The sequence below is a fragment of the Thermogemmata fonticola genome (genome assembly GCF_013694095.1).
In the GTDB taxonomy this organism is placed as follows: Bacteria; Planctomycetota; Planctomycetia; order Gemmatales; family Gemmataceae; genus Thermogemmata; species Thermogemmata fonticola.
This window is the reverse complement of the sequence record NZ_JACEFB010000001.1, coordinates 288,488-309,617: the sequence shown is the minus strand read 5'-3', so window position 1 is coordinate 309,617 and position 21,130 is coordinate 288,488. Positions and strand designations below refer to the sequence as shown.

The following is a 21,130-nucleotide window of genomic DNA, read 5'->3' as shown; positions in this document are numbered from 1 at the left end:
TGAAAAAGTCGTGAGGCGGGAATGATCCCCGAATGGAGCGAAGCGATCGGAGCGGTGCGTTGGGCCAGACCCGAAGTAGTGTGGCTCTTGCTAGGTCTTCCACTCCTTTTCGTCTGGCGGTGGAGAGAACAGAGTCGCAGGCAGCAGCGGCTGGGGCAGGTCACGCTGACGCCTCTGGCAGTCCAGGCCCGGAATCGCTGGCGCAGGTGGCTGGCGGCGGAAGCCGTGCTCTGGGGCTTGCTCCTCCTAGCGCTGGCGGGACCGCGCTGGGGGCGCAGTGAAGAGAGTGCCGTGGCTGTGGGGCGGGACCTCATCCTCGTGCTCGACCTTAGCCGCAGTATGCAAGCGGAAGATATGGCCGACCCGCAGCATCGCACGCGCTGGCAATCGGCTCGCCGAGCAGCCCTTGATCTGCTGGAAACGGTTGAGCACCGGGGCGGTCATCGCCTCGGTATTGTTCTCTTTGCTGCCCGGCCCGTTCTTCTGGCGCCGTTGACCACCGACTACGAGTTCCTGCGCACCTTATTGCTCGAAGTGGATGGGGAGTATCCGCCGGTGGAAGTGCGTCCTGGTCCCAGCGACATGGTTTCCGGCACGCGTATTGGCCGAGCATTAGCCGCCGCCGTGCAAGCTCACGATCGGCGCTATCCAGGCTATCAGGACATCCTATTGCTCTCCGACGGAGATGATCCCGGTGAAGATGAGGAGTGGCGAGAGGGCATTGCCGCCGCCCGCACCGCCGGCGTTCCCGTACACACAGTGGGACTGGGCGATCCCAACTCGCCTGCCACGCTGGTACTCGGTGAAGACTTTGTGCAAACCCGACTGAATGAGTCAGTGTTGCGAACGATCGCCGAGGAGACCGGCGGTTACTACCTGCCGGCCCAGCGACAGATTCCTCAGGTAGGGGATTTCTTTCGCCAGTATTTGGAGCCGCTTCCTTCCCGGCTTGCCGCCGATGAAAACCTGCCGGTTCTGCAAGAGCGCTATCGCGGATTTGTCCTGGCGGCTTTGCTCCTCTGTTGCCTCTTCTGGCTTCGCTCACGCTAAGGAGAGAAAACGGAACCAAGGACAAGGAAGCGGAATGCCTCGAGCGACTCGAACTAGGGGTTCCTGCGTTCTCGCTCCTGGGTGTTCACAGGATAGATGAGGAAAAGGTGGATCACCGGCAGGAAGATGGATTCCTGGAACTGTAACGGTTCGTTTTCGCCATCTGGGGTAAGGCTTAGAATGAAGTAACTGCCCCAGTGGGAGATTCGCCATGCGAGGGATGGCCTCGGTAGAGGTCGCGACAGCCCTGGGAATTGTCCGCCCTCTGGTTTTGCGGATCGGGGCGAGTTTGTTGATGGTGACAGCTTTGGTAGCCCTTGCGGCTCAAGGGGCGATGACTGTCCTCTGGGGAAGGTGGCGGGCGGGTGAGTCCATCGATGACTCGGCACGGCAAGTCCGGGAGTGGGTGGAGAAAGCCTATCAGGCGGAAGAGGCCGGGGACCCCTCTGCTGCGGAGCAGGCTTTGCGAGAGGCCTTCTGGCAGACCGCTGACCCTGGTCAAGTCGCCTTTCACTGGGGATTGGTGGAATATCATCGGAAGCGCTATCGGGAAGCGGAATTGTGGTTTGAGCGCGTGTTAGCGGACCCGGAGTGCCCGCGGGAGCGGTTGGGCCGGGCCTGGTACAATCGGGGCGTATGCCTCTTGCAACGAGGAGGTGATGCCTCAACCTACCGCCTGGCAATTGTCTGTTTTCAGCGGGCGCTGGATAGCGGCGGACTCGATGCAGTTCGGACTGCCGATGCCCGCTATCACCTGGAACTGGCAAAGCAGCTTTGGGATGAAGTGAGGCGACGGGACGACCTTCAACGTCAGAAGCATTTGCCACCGTCCAGCGAGGAGGAACTTCCTGCACCGCATCTCAGCCCGCCGCCGGACAGGAGCGCAGGAGCTTCTGCCTCTGGAGATAGGGCCAGCCAGCCATCCCCGACCGCGCCGGGACTGCCCCCGCTTCCTCGCCTCGGGTCCCCGCCGGCGGAGTCTCCACCTTCCCAAGCTACCATCCCTCTAGCGGGAGCGGGCAATCTGGAACCACTCCGAGATACCAGCACTGTCCAGCCCCTGACACCTGAAGATACTCTGGTTTATCTCCGGCAAACCGCGGAACGCCTGAAACGGGATCGGCAGCAGTTGCTTCGCACCCTTTATGGGCCAGAGCGCCTGGACCTGCGCGATTGGTGAGGCTTCCGCTTGCCTGTACTATACTTGTCCAAGGTCGGAATCTTCCATGATCCCAACGTGCCTTGATGGCTCCTACTCTGCGGGCCGGCTCTCTTGCCTTTCCGCAAGTTTAGCATCCGCCCGGTGCTACGCTTCGCAGTCCAAGGGCTTGCGTCAGATTTCCCCCCTGTTTTCCCTGTTGTTCCTGAGTCTCTGGCCAGTCGTAGGTCACGGGCCAGAGCCGGTAAGGGGAGAAGCTTATGCCCAAGAGGCGTCGAGCAATCCTCTGGGTCAGCCGACCGAGCATTACTACGGCGCTTGGGGGGCGGGAGTGCGGGTCCACTGGGAATTGGAACGCGATAGTGTCAAGGAAGGGGAGGTCCTGCTAGCCACCCTCGTGGTGGAACGCGTCCGGAATCCTCAGCAGGTGCAGCGCCCGGACTTGCGCAAGCTGGAGGTGTTTGCCCGACAGTTTGAGTGGATCGAGCCACAGCCTCCCCCGGAGGTCGATCTTACCAGTGGACAAGTGCGTTTCCCCTACCGCCTGCGGCCACGGCATCGCGGTGTCACTGAAGTCCCTCCCTTGTTGTTCCATTACTTCAATCCCTCCGCTCCGGAAGGACGACAATATCCTCTGACCACGGCTCCGGCGGTGACGCTGCGGGTTCTTCCCGCCCCAAGCTCAGAGGGACCATCAGCCTTGCCGCTTCAGGCAGAGGAGTTCTGGTTCCAACTGGTCGATGGCGATCGATATGTCCCGCCATCCGTAGGAAAAAAGCCGTTTGCGGGCTTGTGGCTCGCGTCCTTGGTGCTAGGGCCGTTAGCTGCTTGGAGCTGGTATCGTCTATGGCGGTGGTGGTTCCCGGATGCCCAACGCTTGGCTCGACTCCAACGTTCCCGCTTGGCCCGCAACGTGGTCCGGCAGCTTGAGCGGATACGGAAATCCTCCCAACCGTGGCAAGCCTTGCATACCGCCGTGGTGTATTACATCCAAAAACGCTGGAATCTCCCGCCGGGATGGGCTACACCCGCCGAGTTAATGGCAGTCCTGCGCGATCAGAATATCCCTGGCTCTCTGCTGAGCCGCCTCGAACACCTCCTCCAAGAATGGGAAAGACGCCGGTTTGCCCCCCAGCCCACGCCGTCTCAGATCGAACCGGAGATTCAGGCGGCTATCGAGCTTCTACTGCGGCTTGAAGAGCTTTGAGTGGAAAACCTCCCCATGCGACTCATAATCACTTCGCACAAAACGAGGCAACATTCCCCCTCCGGCAGGGATTTGGACCGAGAGGCAGAGCTATTCTGGTTGGGTGCAGTGAAACAGCCTTTGTTGAGGCTAGGCTTGCTTGCCTGGATGATTCTCTTCTTAAGTTCAGCGGCGGTTTGGGGGAGAGAAGAGAACAGTACGGATCGCGAATATGCTCACATGGAAGGAATAGAATGGTGGTTGACAGGTGTCTCAGCCTTCCAAGCCGGTGTGGCGGCTCGTGACGATGCAGCGAAAGCCCGCCAGCAGTTTGCTCAAGCTGCCGCTTGCTGGGAAAAATTGTGGTGGGAAGGGGAACAGACACCTGAACTGGCCCGGAATCGAGCGCGGGCGTATTACCTGGCGGGGAACCTCCCTCACGCCCTTGTGGCGATCCACCAGGGATTAGCCCTGGCGCCGTGGGATCGCTATTTGCAGCGGGAGTGGGCTGCCTTGCGGGAGGAAGTGGCTAAGGCGTGCGATCCGAAGCTGCGATCGGCATGCCAGCCGGTTTCCCTGGGGCGGCTCCGTCGATGGTGTTCCCCCTGGGAAATATGGGGTTTAGTGACAGGATTGTGGTGGGGAGGCTGGCTGGCTCTGGCACGGTTCCGGATGATCCGCCGGGGATATTGGGGCGTTGTGGCCGGGGGATTATTGGGCGGTGCGGTTCTGCTGGCAACGGTCTGGGAATGGGAACAGTGGCAGTGGCAGAGTGAGGACTGCCGCCATCCACTTCTGATCCTTGCCCGACCGAGCCTGTTGCGTATGGGGAATGCGATCGAGTATCCGCCCTCTGTGCCGTCAGTGTTGCCTGCCGGAGTCGAGGGGCGCTGGGCCGGTCAGCGCGGAGGCTGGATCCATTTGCAGCTCCCTGATGGGACACGGGGCTGGGTTCCCGCTACGGATGTGCTATGGGTCCATCCGAGGGTGCCGGAGGGAGACGGCGGTCGTCTACCGCCGCTCCCCTAGGATGGGGAGGGAACGCTTCTCTGGGAGGGAACCGCAGGCCGAACGGCCATCGCCATCGCCGGAACCTTTGAGGTAAAACCATGCAAGTGGCTGACTGGTTCGTTACCCTGCGACCCGCTTACCCCTGGTCGATTCCGTTCTACGGCCTGCTAGCGTGGGCGGTTCTGGCTCTCGTGCTCATCGGCATCACTCTCTGGGCGTATGGGAGTCATCCACAGCTCAGCCGGCGCCGGTTGGCCGTGCTGATCATCCTGCGCCTTTTCGCTTTGACGGTGGCTTTGATGACGGCGGTCCGCCCCGCCGTTGGTGTGCAGCAGGAGCCACGCTATCCCTCGGTCCTGTTGGTGGGGATTGATCTTTCGGAAAGTATGACGGTCCAGGACGAGGTGAACAGTCAATCGCGGATCGAAGCGGTACGCCGCATGCTGGAGAAGTGCCAGCCGCTTTTAGAGGAACTCAGCCAAGAGCAGCAGGTACAGGTGGTGTTTTACGCGATAGGTTCACCGGACTTCGATCCCTCCACCAGCCTGTACACACCGTCGGCGGTGGCGGATGGCAAGCGCTCCGACTATGGGACGTACCTGCACCGCAGCTTCGAGCGCTGGCAGGCGGAGCGGTTTCTGCGGGGGCACTGGTTGATTGGGGATGGCGCTGACAATGGCCAGCGTTACTCTGCGGTGGCAGAAGCGGCTCGCTGGGCGCGGCGCGGAGTCCCGTTGACCACCTTTACGGTCGGGGACGAAAACACCCGCTCCGATACTCGTGATCTGGTGGTAACCGCCGTGCAATGCGATCCCGCACCGGCCCCTATCAAGACCGAAGTGACCGTCACCGCCTCCGTTCAGGCTTATGGTTATGTCGGAAGTCGGGTTGTCGCTCGTGTATTTGTCGCAGAGAAGAGCGTCGCCACCGACGAATTCCTATTATCTCAGGAGAAAGACAACCGTATCCGCCTGACCTTCAAGGCTCCCGATCAACCGGGAGAGGTCAAAGTCCGCCTCGTCGTCGGCCAGGAACGGGACGGCCAAATTGTGCCCTTAAGCGGTGAAAGCAGCCCGCACAACAACGCCTCGGAAACCTACCTGACTGTGACCAAGGACGGCATCCGCGTACTGGTGATCGATCGCCTCCGCTGGGAAAATACCTTACTTCTGGACGCCTTGCGTAGCGACAAACGCTTTGACATCAACCTGGTGTTGCGGCAAACCCAGGACCTACCTCCCACGCTTCAGGAACGCCAATTTCTCGACTTCGAGGCTCAGGCCTACGATGTGGTGATCATTGGCAACGTCCGGGGCAGCGAGTTGCTTCAAGTCGATGCGGCCTTTTGGGATAAACTCCGCGAGCGTGTACTTCGGCGCGGCCTGGGAGTCATGTTCCTCGGCGGAGAACACGCTTACTATGACTTGCCCGAAGACCTGCTGCCCGTGACACCCCTGCCTGGGAAGATCGTCGAAGCCGTGGACCCCGCTACGCAACGCCCCCTGGAGCTGTACCAGATAGTGCCGACGGAAGCGGGGCTGGACAAGATGTGCCGCTTAGCAAAAGACCGTGCAGAATCCGCGGCCCTCTGGAATGCCCTCAACAGCCGCCGTTCCCGTGCTAAAATTACGGGATACAATCGCCTGATCCGCAAGCCGACCGGGACAATCTATGCTTGGGCGGCTCCGCAAGTCGATCCTGTGGAAGCGGGGCGGCCCATGCCGGAGAATCGCGATCCCTTGCTCGTCGGGCATCAGATTGGGGATGCTAACCGCGGGCGTGTGCTGGCCTTCGCGGCTTACGACACTTATTTGTGGACCTCCTTTGGGCAGCCCAAAACCCGCCAAGGGTTGGACATTCACCAGAGGTTCTGGAAACAATGCGTCCTCTGGCTGGCCCATCAGGAAGAGGAGGAAGGACAGGCCTACATCCGGCCGGCGCTGCGGCAGCTCAAGGTCGGAACGGAACAGACGTTGCGCGTTGGTGTCAAAAAACCTAATGGCGACGACGATCCGGAAGCGGAAATGACAGTGAAAATTGTGCCGCTGAAGTCGGATCAGAAAGAGCCGGACGCCGAAGAGTTGGAACGGACTCCCCCGGAGATTATCTTTCGAGATGCGGAGGGGGCGAAAGTCCTCCACCGCCCGCGCCAACCGGGCGAGTATTTCGTCCTGCTGAGTAGTCCGAAGAAGAATGAGCAAGGCCAGCCGGTATTGGACCCGCAAGGACGCCCCGTCCTTTTACAAGCCGCCGCGCGCTATATCGTGCAGCCAGATGTCAGCGAGGAAATGTTACGCGTCAATGCTGATCACGATTTCATGAAGCGGCTCTCCCAAGCATATGGCGGCAAGGCGCTGCGCCTGGAAGACCTGCCGCAAGCCCTGCGCGAACTCAAACAACACACCTTCGCTTGGACGCGCCCCAAACCTCGCTACTACCCCGACTGGCGCCGGGACCACTCCCAAGGCTTCCTGCCGTTGTGGCTCTTCCTATTCGCCTTTTTCCTGCTAGGAGAATGGGGATTGCGACGCTTGTGGGGTTTGGTGTGATTCCTCTCCTTCGATCTCGTTTTCGATCCGTTGCGTTTACCAAGCGATCAGGTCTTCTGGCCGATCGGATCTGATCCGATTTGTTAGCCGCTGAGATTTCAATCGATCCATCACGTCTAGGTATCGATGTTATGCGGTCAGAGCGGTCCGAGGGGGCATGAACCGTAGATGAAGGAACCGGTCCGGCTCACCTTGCGTTCTGAGGCGGTTTTGCGTAGCATCCGTGAGTTGTCTGAGGTCAGGACGGAAGCAGGAGGAAGCGTCGCATGCGTCGCCGGACGGGGTTGTTTCTGTCGGCAGGGATGGCCGTGGGGGGAATCCTGGGGTGGAGTGCGGCATATCCGAGCTATCCCCAGCATCCTCAGGGACAAGTTGCTCCGACTCGACCGGCTCCGAAAGAGGCAGCACCTCCTGCTGTTGGCGATGTTCCGACTCGCCCTTCAGCCGCCTCAGGCAGCGCAGGATCGCTTGGCTCAGCTACTTCTGGGAATCGAGTGACTTCCCGTTCTTCTCAGGACATCCCGCTCAAGCGGTTCGAACCGCTGGTCGCCTATCCGTTTACCACCCAAGCGGCAGTGCGAGGGATGCTTTGGGGAGCCGAGTGGCTCCATCGTCGGCATCAGACGCACGGCCGGTTCCTTTATGGCTTCAATCCCGCATTACGCGAGCCGCTCGAGGGGGATGACGATTTGGCGCAAGCGCGCGCCGCGATGGCCTTGGCTTTGGCCGCCCGTTTCTGTGGCGAGGAGAAGTACGCCATCGGAGCAGGCCAGACGATTCTGACCTTACTCGCCGCTGCCCCAGTGGATACCCAGGATACCCAAGTGCGCATTCCCCGCGCCCCGTCTGATGTCTGCAATCGTGTGGGTTTTGCCGCAAGCGTCATCCTGGCGATCCACGCTCTGCCGTCGGTTGAAGGGCGGCTTCTCGACGAGGCGGAACGACTGGCTCTGTTTCTCCGCCGCCAGAGCCGACCGGATGGTTCCATTCATTACATCGACGATCCTGCCGGCGACCCCTTGCGGCAGTACCCCCACGGCGAGTACGAGCATCCCGGTTGGGCGTTGTGGGCTGTGGCTAGTAGCTATCGGTATCGCCCTTCTTCGGAGAAGCAGGAGTTGATCCGCCGAGGTTTGCGTCATTATCGTGCCCGTTTCCGGGCGAATCCGCATCCGCTCCTGGCGGCATCCCTGATCCTGGCAGCCTCGGAATGGTTTATCCAGACTCAGGAGGCGGAAGCGGCGACGGCTGTCTGCGAAGCCGCCGATTGGCTCTGCACCCTGCAAATCCCAGTGACGGATCCCCGCTTGCCCCAGTGGGCTGGTGGCTTCCGGCAATTCCGCGATGGCCGACTTGTGGAGACCCCGTCCGGACCGGAAACTGGTTTGCTCGTTCTGGCATTGTCCGCAGCCTGCCAAGTGACTCGCCAGATTCCCGATCGGGATCGTTTTGGCCGTTATGCTACTGCCGTGGTGGATGCCACTCGTTACTTGGCCGGTTTGCAATATACCGAGGCCAACACGCGGCACTTCGACAACGCCTTCCGGGCACACATGCTCATCGGGGCGTTTCATCTGTCCCCGCGGGATGGGAACATCCGGCTCGATGCGACTGCCCACGCCCTGCTTGGTTTATTACGCTTTCTCGACAGTGGGGCCGAACGATAACGTGGGCAAGCACGCCACAGGCCTGCGTAGGAATTGGGAAAAAGTGACATAGCGGAGGGGGACAATTGACTCCAGATTAGCTAAGCCATCCATTATCATGGCTCACCCGAGCGTTTGGAGTGCAGCTCGGTGGCGGACTGAGTTTTACGGGATAGAGGCATGCGACAATTCCCACTCCTGACCAATATAGAGCGGTCCCCCGCTCCGATGCCGAGTGCGGATCACGCGCCGGAGCGGACCTCGCCGCGACCCCCCTGCCGGACCCTCATGGGGGTCAAAATCGTCGGTGCTGGCAAATACGTTCCCGATCAGGTCATCGACAACCACCACCTGCACGCTCGGCTGGGCTTCGATTCGGATTGGATCGTCAAGCGCACGGGCATCCTGGAACGGCGCCACGCCGCCCCGCATCAAGCTACCTCAGATTTATGCGTGGAAGCGGCCCAAGACCTCTTCGCTAAAACAGGGCTGAGCGCGAAGGACTGCGACCTACTGGTCTTGGGCACATTTACGCCCGATATGTCCTTCCCCTCCACCGCCTGCATTGTGCAGGATCGGCTGGGGCTGGTCGGTCCCGCCATCGAGGTGGAAGCGGCCTGTGCCGGTTTCATGTATGCCCTGATTACGGCGGCGGCGTACGTCAAAGCTGGCCTAAGCGAACGTGCCTTAGTTATCGGTGGGGATACCAACAGCCGCATCCTGAATCCGGATGATATCAAAACCTATCCGCTCTTCGGAGATGGTGCCGGAGCGGTTTTCGTGGAACCAGGTTCCCCGGAACAGGGCTTTTTGGCCTACAGCCTTGGTTCGGATGGTCATGGCGGGCCGCTCCTCATGCGTGAATGCTGTGGGAGCCGCCGGCCCCCCACGCCCCAAGACTTGGCCGAAGGCCGACACTACATGTTCATGGACGGACGGGCGGTGTTCCGCTGGGCGGTTAGCATCTTGTGCGATACCATCCAGGATGTCCTCAAAGCCGCTCAGCTTCAAACCAGCGATATTGACCTGTACATCGCCCATCAGGCCAACATCCGGATCATCAATGCGGCCATCGATGTCTTACACATTCCCCGCAGCAAGGTGTTCAACAATTTGGAAAAATACGGCAACACTTCGGCGGGGAGCATTCCCATCGCACTGGAGGAAGCCCTGGCGGAAGGACGAATCCGGGAGGGTAGTTTGGTTGTCCTCAGCGGCTTCGGCGCGGGGTTGACTTGGGGAACCGCCGTCGTGCGCTGGTAGAGCCGGATCCAAACCGTGCGCTTTCTGCTAGAGGGCCAAAAGGGAGATTTCCAGACCGGCATGTATGAACTTTTCGAGCACACCGCCGACTTGGGACTGCGCATCCGTGCCGCCGATTTGAACACCCTGTTTGCCGAGGCGGCAACGGCCTTATTCGCTACCTTGCTGGAAGATATAACCAGCGTCCGTCCCCAGACCGCTCAAACCTTTAGGATCGAAGGCGAAGATCGGGAATTACTCCTGTTCGATTGGCTTCGCACCCTCCTATTGACCTTCGACGAGCAGCATTGGGTCTTTTCCCGCTTCGACGTTCAAGTGCACTCTCAGGGACTCCAAGCCACGGCTTGGGGTGAACCCTTCGATCCGCAGCGGCATCTTCCGGGGCACGAAGTCAAAGCCATCACCTATCATGGCCTGAAAGTGGAACAACTGCCGGATGGCACCTTTCTGGCTGAAGTTATCGTGGACATCTGACCGCTGGCTGGCCGCTCCTCAGCTCCCGCCCTCATGGCCAGCCTTCCCATAGCTTTAAACTTTCCCATGACCCTGCCGTCTAACCCGTTGGGATGGGGACAGAGCAGGGCTTAGCAGGAATTGAGAAAATACCGGTACTATCTCTATTCGGCTTGCCGCATCAAGTGGCATCGTCTGCCGATGGGCCGTACAGGCCGGGCACCGCGATGTTGTTCAAGCGGAGATAGACGCAGAGATGGGCACGATGGTGGATCAAGTGGTTCATGACGAACAGCCGGATGACCATCCAGCGCGGCATGGAGAAGATCACGGTGCCGCCGCGGAGGAGTGTCCAAGGCTGGTGCAAAGCCTCTTCCTGAGCGGCCGCCAAAGCAGACCGCGCCGCCGCCACGTTCTGATCGAACAGCTCCAGGATAGCCCCAACGGAATCCCGTGGTACTTCCTGATAGGGTTCTCCTCCAGGTGGTGCCAAATCCAGAGACTCTTGCTGCAAAGTCAGTACAAGCCAGCGGGGGATATTGGCCACGTGCGTGCCGACCCAACCGATGCTGTTGGATTTCGGATGGGCTTTCCAGGATAGTTTCCCTTCCGGCAGCCGTTCCAGGACCTTGCGCGTGTTGGCCATCTCGTGATCAAATTCGCTGAGCAACTGCGGGATGCCAAGCATGGGTCTGACTCCGGGAATGGGATGGGGCAGGTTGCCAACCGGCACCGACTCTGGCCCGGACATTGTAGTGCGGTAGGGGCAAACTCCCAGCGCTATTCTGACCCACTGCCCTCCGTCGTCATACAGAGGGGTAACTCCGGGCCGAAACTCGCTCGTCTGGTAGGGGGTACTGGCGTATCCTCCGGACTCGGCCAAGGGCGAGATCACGGACTGCTCAGGGGAAGCTGAGTGCATATAATGGGCTGCCTGGACTGGGAAGGGCTTATTTTGCACGATAGTGACGGGTGGGGGGATGATCACCGGAGCTGGGCGAAGGTGCAAAGCTTTTCGGGGCAGGACGCAGGAGCGAGGCAAGCCATGAAAGCCGCATATGCTGGTCCTTTAGAAAAAGTCGACGAGACTCGCTGGCGCATCCCGCGGGATTACAAGCCGGGGATGCGGGTTGATGGGATCATTTTCGCCAATGAGGCGTTGATCGAGTCGATCCGCGCCGATATGGCCCCGGAGCAGGTGGCAAACGTGGCCTTTTTACCCGGCATTCAGGTGGCTAGTCTGGCCATGCCGGATATTCACTGGGGCTACGGTTTCTGCATCGGGGGAGTTTGCGCCACCGACCCTTCCGAAGGCGGGGTGATTTCTCCCGGCGGCGTAGGATACGACATCAACTGCGGAGTGCGGCTAGTCAAAACCAATTTGACTTATAGCGAGGTGCAGCCGCGCCTGCGAGAGTTGGTTCGCCGTCTGTTTCAGACTATCCCCGCTGGTGTGGGACGGGGCGGGAAGTATCGCTTCAATCCTCAAGAGACGCGCCGCTTGATGGCGGAAGGCCCGCGCTTTGTCGTCGAGCGGGATCTGGGCGTACCGGAAGACTTGCTGCACACGGAAGCCCTGGGCCGCATCGAAGGCGCGGACCCCGACGAGGTGTCGGACCATGCTGTCCGGCGCGGTTCCGAGCAGTGCGGAACGTTGGGCAGCGGCAACCACTTCCTGGAAGTGCAGGTGGTGGACGCCATCTATGATGAAGCCGTCGCCCAGGTGTTTGGCCTGGAAAAGAACCAGGTCTGCGTGATGATCCATTCCGGCAGCCGCGGCCTGGGTTACCAAGTCTGTGATGACTACCTGGCGCTGTTTCGGGGCTGCCCCAGCAAATATGGCTTCACGTTGCCCGACCGGCAATTGGCCTGCGCACCGGCGGAATCTCCGGAAGGCAAGCGGTATATCGCGGCCATGCGGGCGGCGGCCAACTTCGGCTTCTGCAACCGACAATTGCTCATGCATCAGGCGCGGGAGGTGTTTGCAGAGGTGTTTGGCCGTTCCTGGCAGGACCTGGGTATGGAGCTGCTTTACGACGTGGCTCACAACATCGCTAAACTGGAGGAACACATCATTGACGGCAAGCCGAAGCGCGTTTGGGTGCATCGCAAGGGAGCTACCCGGGCCTTTCCGGCGGGCCATCCGGAAGTGCCGGAAGCCTTCCGCAGTGTGGGCCAGCCGGTGATCATTCCGGGGGACATGGGCCGGGCCTCGTGGGTGCTCGTTGGCAGTGCGGGAAGTATGAGCAAGAGTTTCGGCTCCACTTGCCACGGGGCCGGGCGGGCACTGAGCCGGACCGCCGCTAAGGCCGCCGCCAGCGATCGGGTCGTGGAAAAGCAACTCGAAGCCCAAGGAATCATCGCTATGGCCACGAGCCGCGGCGGCCTGGCAGAAGAGCAACCCCAAGCCTACAAAAACGTCGATGCTGTCGTCGAAGTCGTCCACCAAGCCGACTTGTCCCGCAAAGTCGCCCGCATGAGACCGATCGGCGTCATCAAGGGCTGATGCCTATACCTCGAAAAAAATGCAGTGGATCCCAAACTATCCCAATCGGACCGCCGCAGTTCTCCGCGAGCGGTCGAAAGCTGTATTGGAAAGGCGGCACTTCACCGCTCGCGGATCGCGCAGGCCTGCCCCGATGCTTTTCTGTACACCGTCGCCTCATCCCACATGCAATTCCTTCCTACCGGCTCCCACATTGGGTTCTTTCCACCGGGCGGGCAGCAACCTGGCGTGGCCAAATTAACAACCTTTTTCCAAGTGGGAAACTAGCTGTGAAATGATATGATTGAAGATGATGTGCTCATGCCAAAGATTTTAGCCTCCGATTCTCCGGGAGGACTAGCTATGAGGTGGGGCTTGGTGCGCTGGTGGGCCGTGGCGCTGGGATGGGTCATGACTTGTACCCTCTCGGCACGGGAAAACTCCCCGCCACCTCGGAACGATCCCATCCGAGTCGTGGCCACACAAAGCGGGGTGAAACAACAGAACAGGCCACAAACGAAAGAGGAAGATGATCGTGTTGCTATCCTCCTTGCTCTCAGGCTACTCGCCGATCGCCCCAATGGACAAGTTTTACCTCCTGGAGTACGTGTACAGATTGCAAACGGTGAACAGATTGTAGAATTGGCACCGATTCAACGGCGCCCGCCGCTGAATGACCCCGCGGATTCCCCGGCGGCGGAAGTACTCAGTGATGAGCAGCTACTCAGCCGCGTCCAGTTGGACCCTAAGGATGGCAAGGGACTGCTGGAGTATCTTCGCAACCGGACGCTCAAAGAAAACGAGCTGAATCAGTTGGACCATTGGATTCAGCAGTTTGGTGCCGATTCCTTTGAGGAACGCTTGCGAGCGGTCAAAGAGGTGGAACGATACGGCGCTGCTGCGATCGGGCGTTTGAAAGCCACCCTCAAGCACACGGATCCGGAAGTCCGCTATCGAGCGCAGCAGGCCTTGCAACGTTTGGAAACGATCCCGCAGGGTCAAGTTCTGGCCGCGGTGGTGCGGGCCTTGCAGCAGCAAAAACCGCCGGGGACCGTGCCGGCCCTGCTGGAGTTCCTCCCCTCTGCTACGGATGACGACAATGTGCTATCAGTTATCCGTCAGGCTCTCATCAGTCTGGCGGCAACGCCCGATGGTCAAGCCGAGCCGGCTCTAGTGGCAGCGTTGCAAGACCGCCATCCCATTCGCCGCAGCATGGCGATGATCGCCTTGATCGAAGGCGGCCCGGCCAACCGCCGCATCCGCCTCCCGGATGCCTATCCCCAAGTCCGTGACGCCGTGCGCCGAGAAAAGGATATCGAGGTTAAGTACACAGCCCTCTGGACGCTGCTCCTGACCACCCGCGAGTCGGAATACTTGTCCGAACTCCTCGCCCTCATCCCGGACTTGCCCCGCGGCCACCTCTGGCAACTTGAGGACCTTCTCCTGCAACTGAGCGGAGGAAAACATCCGCCCAATGGCCGCTTCGGCAAAGACCCGCAATCCCTCACCAAAACCCGCGATGCCTGGTTGCAATGGTGGAAGGAACAGGGACAACAGCTTTCCCTCGCTGACTTCCGATACCAACCCCGCATCCGCGGCGTAACGGAAATCATCGAGATTGACATCCGGGGCTATTCCCAAGGCCGCGTCGTCTCACTCGGTGCCGATCTCAAGGAAAAGTGGAGCATCACAGGACTGAACTACCCCTGCGACATGAAGCGGCTGTCCAACGGTCAGATTCTCGTGGCGGACACCAACACCAGCCGGGTCCTGGTCTTTGACGCCGATGGCCGGCAAATCCGTGCCCATTTCATCAATCAACAACCCTTCGCCATCTATGTCCTTCCCAATGATGACATTCAGATCATCGCTCGCAATAATGTTTATCTCTTCGACAAACAGTGGAAGCAGAAGGCGATCTATAGCCGGCCGGCTTTTGATATTATCTCCGGCTGCCGCCTCCCCAACGGCGAAACCTTACTCGTGCGGAACGTCGCCCAGGGGTCAACCGGCTTCCGCCTGGATTTGCAGCTCAAGGAACTCCGCGACACCCATAGCTTTGCCCGGATGAATCACATGCAGAGTATCGAACCCATCGACGAGGAACGAGTGCTGGTGTGCGAGTACAATCGGGTCGCCGAGTACAATCTGAAAACGGGGAAATTGGTGTGGAGTTACAACTGCAATAATCCCAACTCCGCCCAGCGCCTGCCCAATGGCAACACCTTGATCACCTTGATGAACGATCCACCGAATGGCCGCATCATCGAGTTGGCGCCTGACGGCGAGATCGTCTGGGAGTATCAGTCCAAGGACCCAGGTCTGCGTCCGGTCCGTGCTTGGCGGCGGTGAGCAAGCCCCATTCCCTGGGGACATCAACTCGTGGCTGGGAGATCGCGTCGCTCCCGAAGGTCAGTACCCTTGGCCCGCAGTGGGGACAGATTATTTTTTGCGGCTCTCTTTCTTTCAGTCTTACTGTTCCTTTGCGATCCCTCGCTGGTCGTAATCACTCTGGTGGCTATCCCTTTCCTGCGGATACCCTACCTCCCACCCGGACTAGCGTTGGACGCCGCCCAGCAGATCGAGGAAGTAGAGCGAAGGGTTTCCGCCTGGTGATTCCTGTCTTCCGTGCAGCCTGTATCTCCTGGGGTTATCGGCGGTTGCGTCGGTGTCAGGGACGCTGAGGGTGCAGTAATGGTCCCTGAGCCAAGCCGATGTACCTAGAATGGCAGAGTAGGAGACCACGACCTGTCCAGCCGAGGAACATATGAGCGAGCGGTACCTGTTTAGCATCAACCATCTCACGAAGCACTACGGCAAAAAGGAAGTGCTCAAGGACATCACCCTGTACTTTTACTATGGTGCGAAGATCGGCGTCATCGGCTCGAACGGGGCCGGAAAGTCCACTCTGCTGCGGATCATGGCTGGTGTGGATAAGGATTTCATGGGAGAAGCCTATCCGGACAAAGGGGCCACGATCGGCTATGTGCCCCAGGAACCGCGCCTGACGCCAGGCACCACCGTGCAAGAGCAACTGGAAGAGGCGGTGGCGCCCATCCGGGCCTTGTTGCGCCGGCAGGAAGAGATCGGCGAAGCGATGGGTCAGCCTGATGCCGACTTCGACAAATTGTCGGAGGAGATGGAACGAGTTCAAGCCCAGATCGACGCCTGCGATGCGTACAACCTAGACCATCGCCTGGAAGTGGCGATGGAGGCCATGCGCTTGCCGCCGCCCACCGCCTTGGTGGACCATCTCTCCGGGGGCGAACGCCGGCGTGTCGCCTTGTGCAAGGCCTTGCTTCATCCCTATGATCTGCTCCTGCTCGATGAACCGACAAACCACCTGGACGCGGAAAGCGTGGAGTGGCTGGAACAACATCTCAAGGAGTATCGCGGCGCGGTGGTGGCCGTGACCCATGATCGGTACTTCCTTGATAATGTCGCGCAGTGGATTCTCGAACTGGATAACGGCCGCGGTTACCCTTACCAAGGAAATTATTCCGGTTGGCTCGAGCAGAAAAAAAAGCGGCTCGAGATGCTGGAGAAGCAAGAGACGGCTCGGCAGAAGGCCTTGCAGCGTGAGTTGGAATGGGCACGCATGGCACCCCGGGCCCGAGTGGCCCGCAATAAGGCCCGCTTGGCGGCCATCGAAAAACTCCAGCAGCAACAGATCGATCTCGAAGAACGGGAACTGACCATTCAAATCCCTCCGGGACCACCCCTCGGAGACCTGGTGGTGCGCGCCGAAAACCTCCGCAAGGTGTACGGCGACACGGTCCTGTTCGAAAACGTCAACTTCAATCTCCCGAAGGGTGGAATCGTGGGGGTCATCGGCCCCAATGGAGCGGGCAAGACCACGCTCTTCCGCCTCATCACCGGCCAAGAGCAGCCGGATGGCGGCCGGTTGATCATCGGGCCGACCGTGCGGATCGCCTACGTGGATCAACATCGGGACCATCTCAATGACGACAACACCATCTTCGAGGAGATCACAGGCGGGGCGGAGTATTTGCAACTGGGGAAGCAACGGATCGCCAGCCGGGCTTATTGCGCGCGCTTCAACTTCCGCGGTCCAGATCAGCAGAAGAAGGTAGGAGATTGTTCTGGCGGCGAACGCAATCGCATTCATCTGGCGAAACTGCTGCGCAGCGGCGGGAATCTGCTTTTGCTCGATGAACCGACCAACGATTTGGATGTGGACACCCTGCGGGCGCTGGAGGAAGCCTTGCTGAACTTTGCCGGCTGTGCCGTGGTCATCTCGCACGATCGCTGGTTCCTGGACCGGATCGCTACGCATATTCTGGCGTTCGAGGGAGACAGCCAGGTGATCTGGTGCGAAGGGAACTACGCAGTGTATGAGGAGCAGAAGCGGGCACGCTTGGGCGAAGAAGGTGCTCGTCCGCGGCGGATCCGCTACCGCAAGCTAGCCGTCTGAAACCTAACGACAAGGCAGGGGGTAAGGTCATCGGAGGGGGCAGGGTGCCCAAGACCCGCGCGGCTTTCGTGGTGTTTGGACATCCGCCGGGACACCGCGTGCAGCGGCGCGTGCCGCCAGAAAGGAAAACCAGAAAGGAAAATCCCCAGTTATGCTGGAATTGATTGAGGTGACGAAAGTGTATGTCCAGGGGCGGCGGACAGTGCCGGCCGTGCAAGGAGTGTCGCTGACTGTCCGTCCGGGCGAGTTCGTCACGATCATGGGGCCATCAGGTTCCGGAAAATCGACCTTGATGCACCTGATGGGGGCGTTGGATACGCCGACCAGGGGGCGGGCGCTGTTTCACGGCCAGGATTTGCAGGCGATGAGCGACCGCCAGCGCTCGCTGCTGCGGCGCGAACGGATCGGTTTCGTCTTCCAGGCGTTCAATCTCTTGCCGACGCTGACAGCCGCGGAGAATGTCGCGCTGCCGCTACTGCTGGCGGGCCGGAACCGACGCCAGGCCCTTCAGCGTGCGGGCGAATGCCTGGAACAGGTGGGCCTGTCACACCGCGCAGACCACTTCCCCGATGAGTTATCCGGCGGTGAAATGCAACGGGTGGCCGTCGCCCGTGCCATCGTGGCGGACCCGGAAGCCGTCTTGTGTGATGAGCCGACGGGCAATCTCGACTCGCAAACCAGCCGTGAAATTTTGACCCTGCTCTCCCGCTTGCCAGAACCGGCACGTCGAGCGGTGGTCATGGTGACCCACGATCCGACAGCGGCAGCCTACGGTACACGCTTGGTTCGCCTCCGAGATGGCCGCATCGAGTCGGATCACCCGGTGCCGAAGAGTTCAGTCCCATGCGATTCGGTGTGACCGGCGACTGAGGGAATGGGCAAGGGGAGTCGGGTCCGGATGGCCGTTACCGTATACAGTCTGCTCAGCCGCCGCTACCTCCAGGTGCACTGGGAGCGTGGTTTGCTGATTGTGGCCAGCATTGCGCTGGGAGTAGCGACCCTCATTTCTGCTCGCATTCTCAATCGCTGCATCGAGATAGCGGCTCAAGATACGACCACTCCGATCGATGCAGCGGCTTTGTACGTCAGCAATGGGGAGGCCGGCGTCCTGCGCCAATTGGTCCGCGAGATCCGCGCCGCTCGCATTCCCGGCCTAAAAGCTGTCGAACCCCTGGTGTACGACCGCGTCACCCTTCCGGACCTCGACAATCGCTCGGCAGTGCTTTTAGGCGCAGAGGTGTCGTCCCAGATTCTCCAGAGCGATAATCCGCTCAAGGTGCAGGTCACGCCGCTAGCCCAGCTTCCCCGCTGGCAATTGCTACCGATCCTCTCGGCCATCCAGGAGGGGGATTTCGCGCGTGCGGCGGAGCTGTGGGATCGCTTGCCGGGGCGCTTGGTGGTGGTGTCGCGTTCGATCTACGACGCTTTAGTCCGTTCGGGCCTCCAGGGAAAGCCCTTGCGCCTCCGCCATGCCCTGCGGGATGTGGACTGCTTGGTAGTTGGCGTGGTGGATTTCGCCCCCGATTCACCCCTGGGCAGCCTGGGAAAGAATCTCATCGGCATGAGCGTGGGTCAGGCGGCGCGGGTCGTGCGTCCGGTGCCCCCCGCTGCTGCATTGGGCGGTCCGCTTCTGGAATATGCTGTGGAGCAGAACTGGACCGAGAAGGTCAATCGGATCGACTTGTATCTCGAACCGCAGGCGGACATCGAAACGGTGGGGCGTCTGGTCAATGCCGTGGTAGCAGGCCGGGCAGCGGTGCGCACCCCCGATGCCCAGCGGCAGAGCACACAGGAAGTCGTCGGCGGTCTGCAACTGGCCTTCTACATCTGCGCGCTGGGGTCCATGATTGTCGGACTATTCCTCGTGTACAACGCTATGGTGGTAACGGTAGCCGAACGGCAGCCCGACATCGGCATCCTCCGCGCCCTGGGAGCCACCCGCTGGCAGATCGTGGGCCTATTCACCATAATGGCGTCGCTCCTCGGCCTGCTCGGCGCTGTGGTCGGCATTCCCCTGGGAATCCTGCTGGCTGAGATGGCGTTGTGGCAATTCCGGGATGAGTTGGCCTCGATGTTCCTCAACCCGGAAATTCAGCCAGAGCGGCTCGATAGCCGTCAAGCGGTATGGGCTGTGGCAACGGGAGTGGTGGTGGCAGTGTTGGCCGCTTTCCTCCCCGCTCTGCAAGCGGCCAACGATGATCCCGCTCGTGCTGCTCGGCGCGGCCTACAACGCCGCACGCGACTCTGGAAACTACTCCATTACGCTACTTGCCTCCTGTTCATCGGCGGCGGCTTAGCGGCGATCGCCCTACGCCATCACTTGCCGAGCACGCGCACTGGTTCGATTGGCGGCATGGCCATTCTGCTTGTGGGCTTACTCCTTGCCGCACCCTTGATCGTCCAATTTCTGGTTCCGGTTCTCCGCCCTGTGGTCCAGGTCTGCTGCCCGTTTGTAGTGCGTCTGGCTTTCGACAATCTGGCCCGCGCTCCAAGTCGCACCGGCGTCGTTCTCGGAGCCTTGGCCGCTGGGGTTGCTCTCATGTTTCAAACCGCCGGGGTCGGCCGCAGCAACGAGGAACCCGTCATCGCCTGGATCGACCAGGTGGTGCAGGCCGACTACTTCGTCTTCAACGGCAACATGATGTCGGCCAACACGTCCAATTCCCCAATGAGCGCGGAAGTTGTCGAGGAGTTGCGGCAGTTGCCAGGGGTGGACCACGTCATGGCCATCCGCTACTCGCGCCCGGAGTACAACGGCACAATTGTGTATCTGCTCGCAGTGGATGCTGTCGATTATGTGCGAGCCACGCGGGAACGCGTCCCGGTCGGTCTGCCGGACCTGGAAAAGTTCCTGGATCTGCCCGGTACCAACGACGTGCTGGTCAGCGAGAACTTTGCCCGGCGCCACCGCGTTCAGGTCGGAGACACAATCACCCTCCCGGGGCCGAATGGACCGCTCCATTTCCGCATGATCGGGACGGTGCGGGATTACTCCTGGAGCCGCGGGACGGTGTTTCTGGATCGCCGTCGCTATGCGGAATTGTTTGGGGATCACCTCGTGGACATGTGCCATGTGTTCCTCCGGCCGGATGCCCAAGGTCAACAACTCGGCCAGTTGCACTTGCAGAATTATGCCCAGAGCCGGGGTTTATTCGTGACGGACCGCCATTCCCTGCGGCATTTTCTCACCGACTTGATCCAGCGTTTGTATTTGTTCGCTTACGCCCAGCAGGTGGTTGTGGGGATCGTGGCGGCCCTGGGAGTAGTGACGGCGTTGCTCATCTCTGTCTTGCAACGGCGCCGGGAATTGGGCTTGCTCTTGGCCGTCGGTGCGACCCCTCTCCAGGTACTCCTGAGCGTGCTGGCGGAAGCGCTGCTTTTGGGCGTGTTCGGCTCCCTCATCGGCTTTCTGGTCGGCTTACCCCTGGAATGGTACATCCTTCACGTGATCATGGTGGAAGAGTCCGGCTTCGTCTTCGATATCGTCGTGCCCTGGAGGCAAGCGGGAGGCATCGCCGCGGTAGCAATCGGCAGCGCCGCCTTGGCGGGATTGTGGCCCGCTTGGCGAGCTGTTCGCACGCGCATCCCGGAAGTGCTGCAATACGAATGATCCCCCGCCGTCAGACACTCCTTTAGCAGTTTCCCCTCACCTTTCGCTCTTCTCGGAGACCGCCGCCACTGCCATTTTCGACCCTGGTTTCCAGCCTGGTTTCCATTTTCCCAATTTCGGCTCTGGCCCACCTCTTTCTGGCAAGACATTTCCTTTTTCCTGCAACGAGAAAGTAGAATACTCCTATCCAATAAGTAAAGGGAGGCGGATTCCCTTGAATGGGGATAATCCGCCTCAACGGCGGCGGATTCGGGGTACTAGAGGCCTTAACGGATGATATTGA

At 60.3% G+C, this 21,130-nt stretch carries 14 protein-coding genes; 13 read left to right on the top strand and 1 reads right to left on the bottom strand.

What is annotated here, in order from left to right:
• The first annotated feature begins 21 nt into the window (after positions 1 to 21).
• The 8 genes from H0921_RS01105 to H0921_RS01070 all read left to right on the top strand — a co-directional run bounded on the left by H0921_RS01105 (position 22) and on the right by H0921_RS01070 (position 10,338).
• A complete protein-coding gene (locus H0921_RS01105) occupies positions 22 to 1,050 on the top strand; it encodes a vWA domain-containing protein (RefSeq protein ID WP_194536177.1) in 1,029 nt (342 codons plus the stop codon).
• Positions 1,051 to 1,261: 211 nt separating this feature from the next.
• Positions 1,262 to 2,230: a tetratricopeptide repeat protein gene (locus tag H0921_RS01100; protein ID WP_194536176.1), complete on the top strand. Its 969-nt coding sequence runs from the start codon at positions 1,262 to 1,264 to the stop codon at positions 2,228 to 2,230.
• A gap of 148 nt (positions 2,231 to 2,378) precedes the next feature.
• On the top strand, positions 2,379 to 3,416 hold the full coding sequence (locus tag H0921_RS01095) for a BatD family protein (RefSeq protein ID WP_194536175.1): 1,038 nt from the start codon (positions 2,379 to 2,381) through the stop codon (positions 3,414 to 3,416).
• A 219-nt stretch (positions 3,417 to 3,635) separates the two neighbouring features.
• On the top strand, positions 3,636 to 4,424 hold the full coding sequence (locus tag H0921_RS01090) for a hypothetical protein (protein WP_194536174.1): 789 nt from the start codon (positions 3,636 to 3,638) through the stop codon (positions 4,422 to 4,424).
• 80 nt (positions 4,425 to 4,504) lie between these two features.
• The gene (locus H0921_RS01085; RefSeq protein WP_194536173.1) at positions 4,505 to 6,955 is read left to right on the top strand and encodes a vWA domain-containing protein; all 2,451 of its coding nucleotides are present in this window, start codon (positions 4,505 to 4,507) and stop codon (positions 6,953 to 6,955) included.
• Between the two features lie 266 nt (positions 6,956 to 7,221).
• A complete protein-coding gene (locus H0921_RS01080) occupies positions 7,222 to 8,622 on the top strand; it encodes a hypothetical protein (RefSeq protein ID WP_194536172.1) in 1,401 nt (466 codons plus the stop codon).
• 159 nt (positions 8,623 to 8,781) lie between these two features.
• A complete protein-coding gene (locus tag H0921_RS01075) occupies positions 8,782 to 9,864 on the top strand; it encodes a beta-ketoacyl-ACP synthase III (protein ID WP_228498887.1) in 1,083 nt (360 codons plus the stop codon).
• A gap of 60 nt (positions 9,865 to 9,924) precedes the next feature.
• Complete coding sequence (locus tag H0921_RS01070; RefSeq protein WP_194536171.1) at positions 9,925 to 10,338, top strand: archease; 414 nt, start codon at positions 9,925 to 9,927, stop codon at positions 10,336 to 10,338.
• Between the two features lie 160 nt (positions 10,339 to 10,498).
• Here the strand turns inward: H0921_RS01070 and H0921_RS01065 are convergent, their stop codons facing one another.
• Positions 10,499 to 11,005: a DinB family protein gene (locus H0921_RS01065; protein ID WP_194536170.1), complete on the bottom strand. Its 507-nt coding sequence runs from the start codon at positions 11,003 to 11,005 to the stop codon at positions 10,499 to 10,501.
• A 357-nt stretch (positions 11,006 to 11,362) separates the two neighbouring features.
• On the opposite strand from H0921_RS01065, the gene H0921_RS01060 reads away from it, so the two are divergent.
• The 5 genes from H0921_RS01060 to H0921_RS01040 all read left to right on the top strand — a co-directional run bounded on the left by H0921_RS01060 (position 11,363) and on the right by H0921_RS01040 (position 20,847).
• Complete coding sequence (locus tag H0921_RS01060; RefSeq protein WP_194536169.1) at positions 11,363 to 12,823, top strand: RtcB family protein; 1,461 nt, start codon at positions 11,363 to 11,365, stop codon at positions 12,821 to 12,823.
• A gap of 342 nt (positions 12,824 to 13,165) precedes the next feature.
• On the top strand, positions 13,166 to 15,154 hold the full coding sequence (locus H0921_RS01055) for a PQQ-binding-like beta-propeller repeat protein (protein ID WP_194536168.1): 1,989 nt from the start codon (positions 13,166 to 13,168) through the stop codon (positions 15,152 to 15,154).
• A 415-nt stretch (positions 15,155 to 15,569) separates the two neighbouring features.
• Positions 15,570 to 17,237 (top strand): energy-dependent translational throttle protein EttA, encoded by a 1,668-nt coding sequence (gene ettA, locus H0921_RS01050; RefSeq protein ID WP_194536167.1) that lies wholly within the window; start codon positions 15,570 to 15,572, stop codon positions 17,235 to 17,237.
• 151 nt (positions 17,238 to 17,388) lie between these two features.
• On the top strand, positions 17,389 to 18,096 hold the full coding sequence (locus tag H0921_RS01045; protein WP_194536166.1) for an ABC transporter ATP-binding protein: 708 nt from the start codon (positions 17,389 to 17,391) through the stop codon (positions 18,094 to 18,096).
• A gap of 39 nt (positions 18,097 to 18,135) precedes the next feature.
• Positions 18,136 to 20,847 (top strand): FtsX-like permease family protein, encoded by a 2,712-nt coding sequence (locus tag H0921_RS01040; RefSeq protein ID WP_194536165.1) that lies wholly within the window; start codon positions 18,136 to 18,138, stop codon positions 20,845 to 20,847.
• Positions 20,848 to 21,130 lie beyond the last annotated feature (283 nt).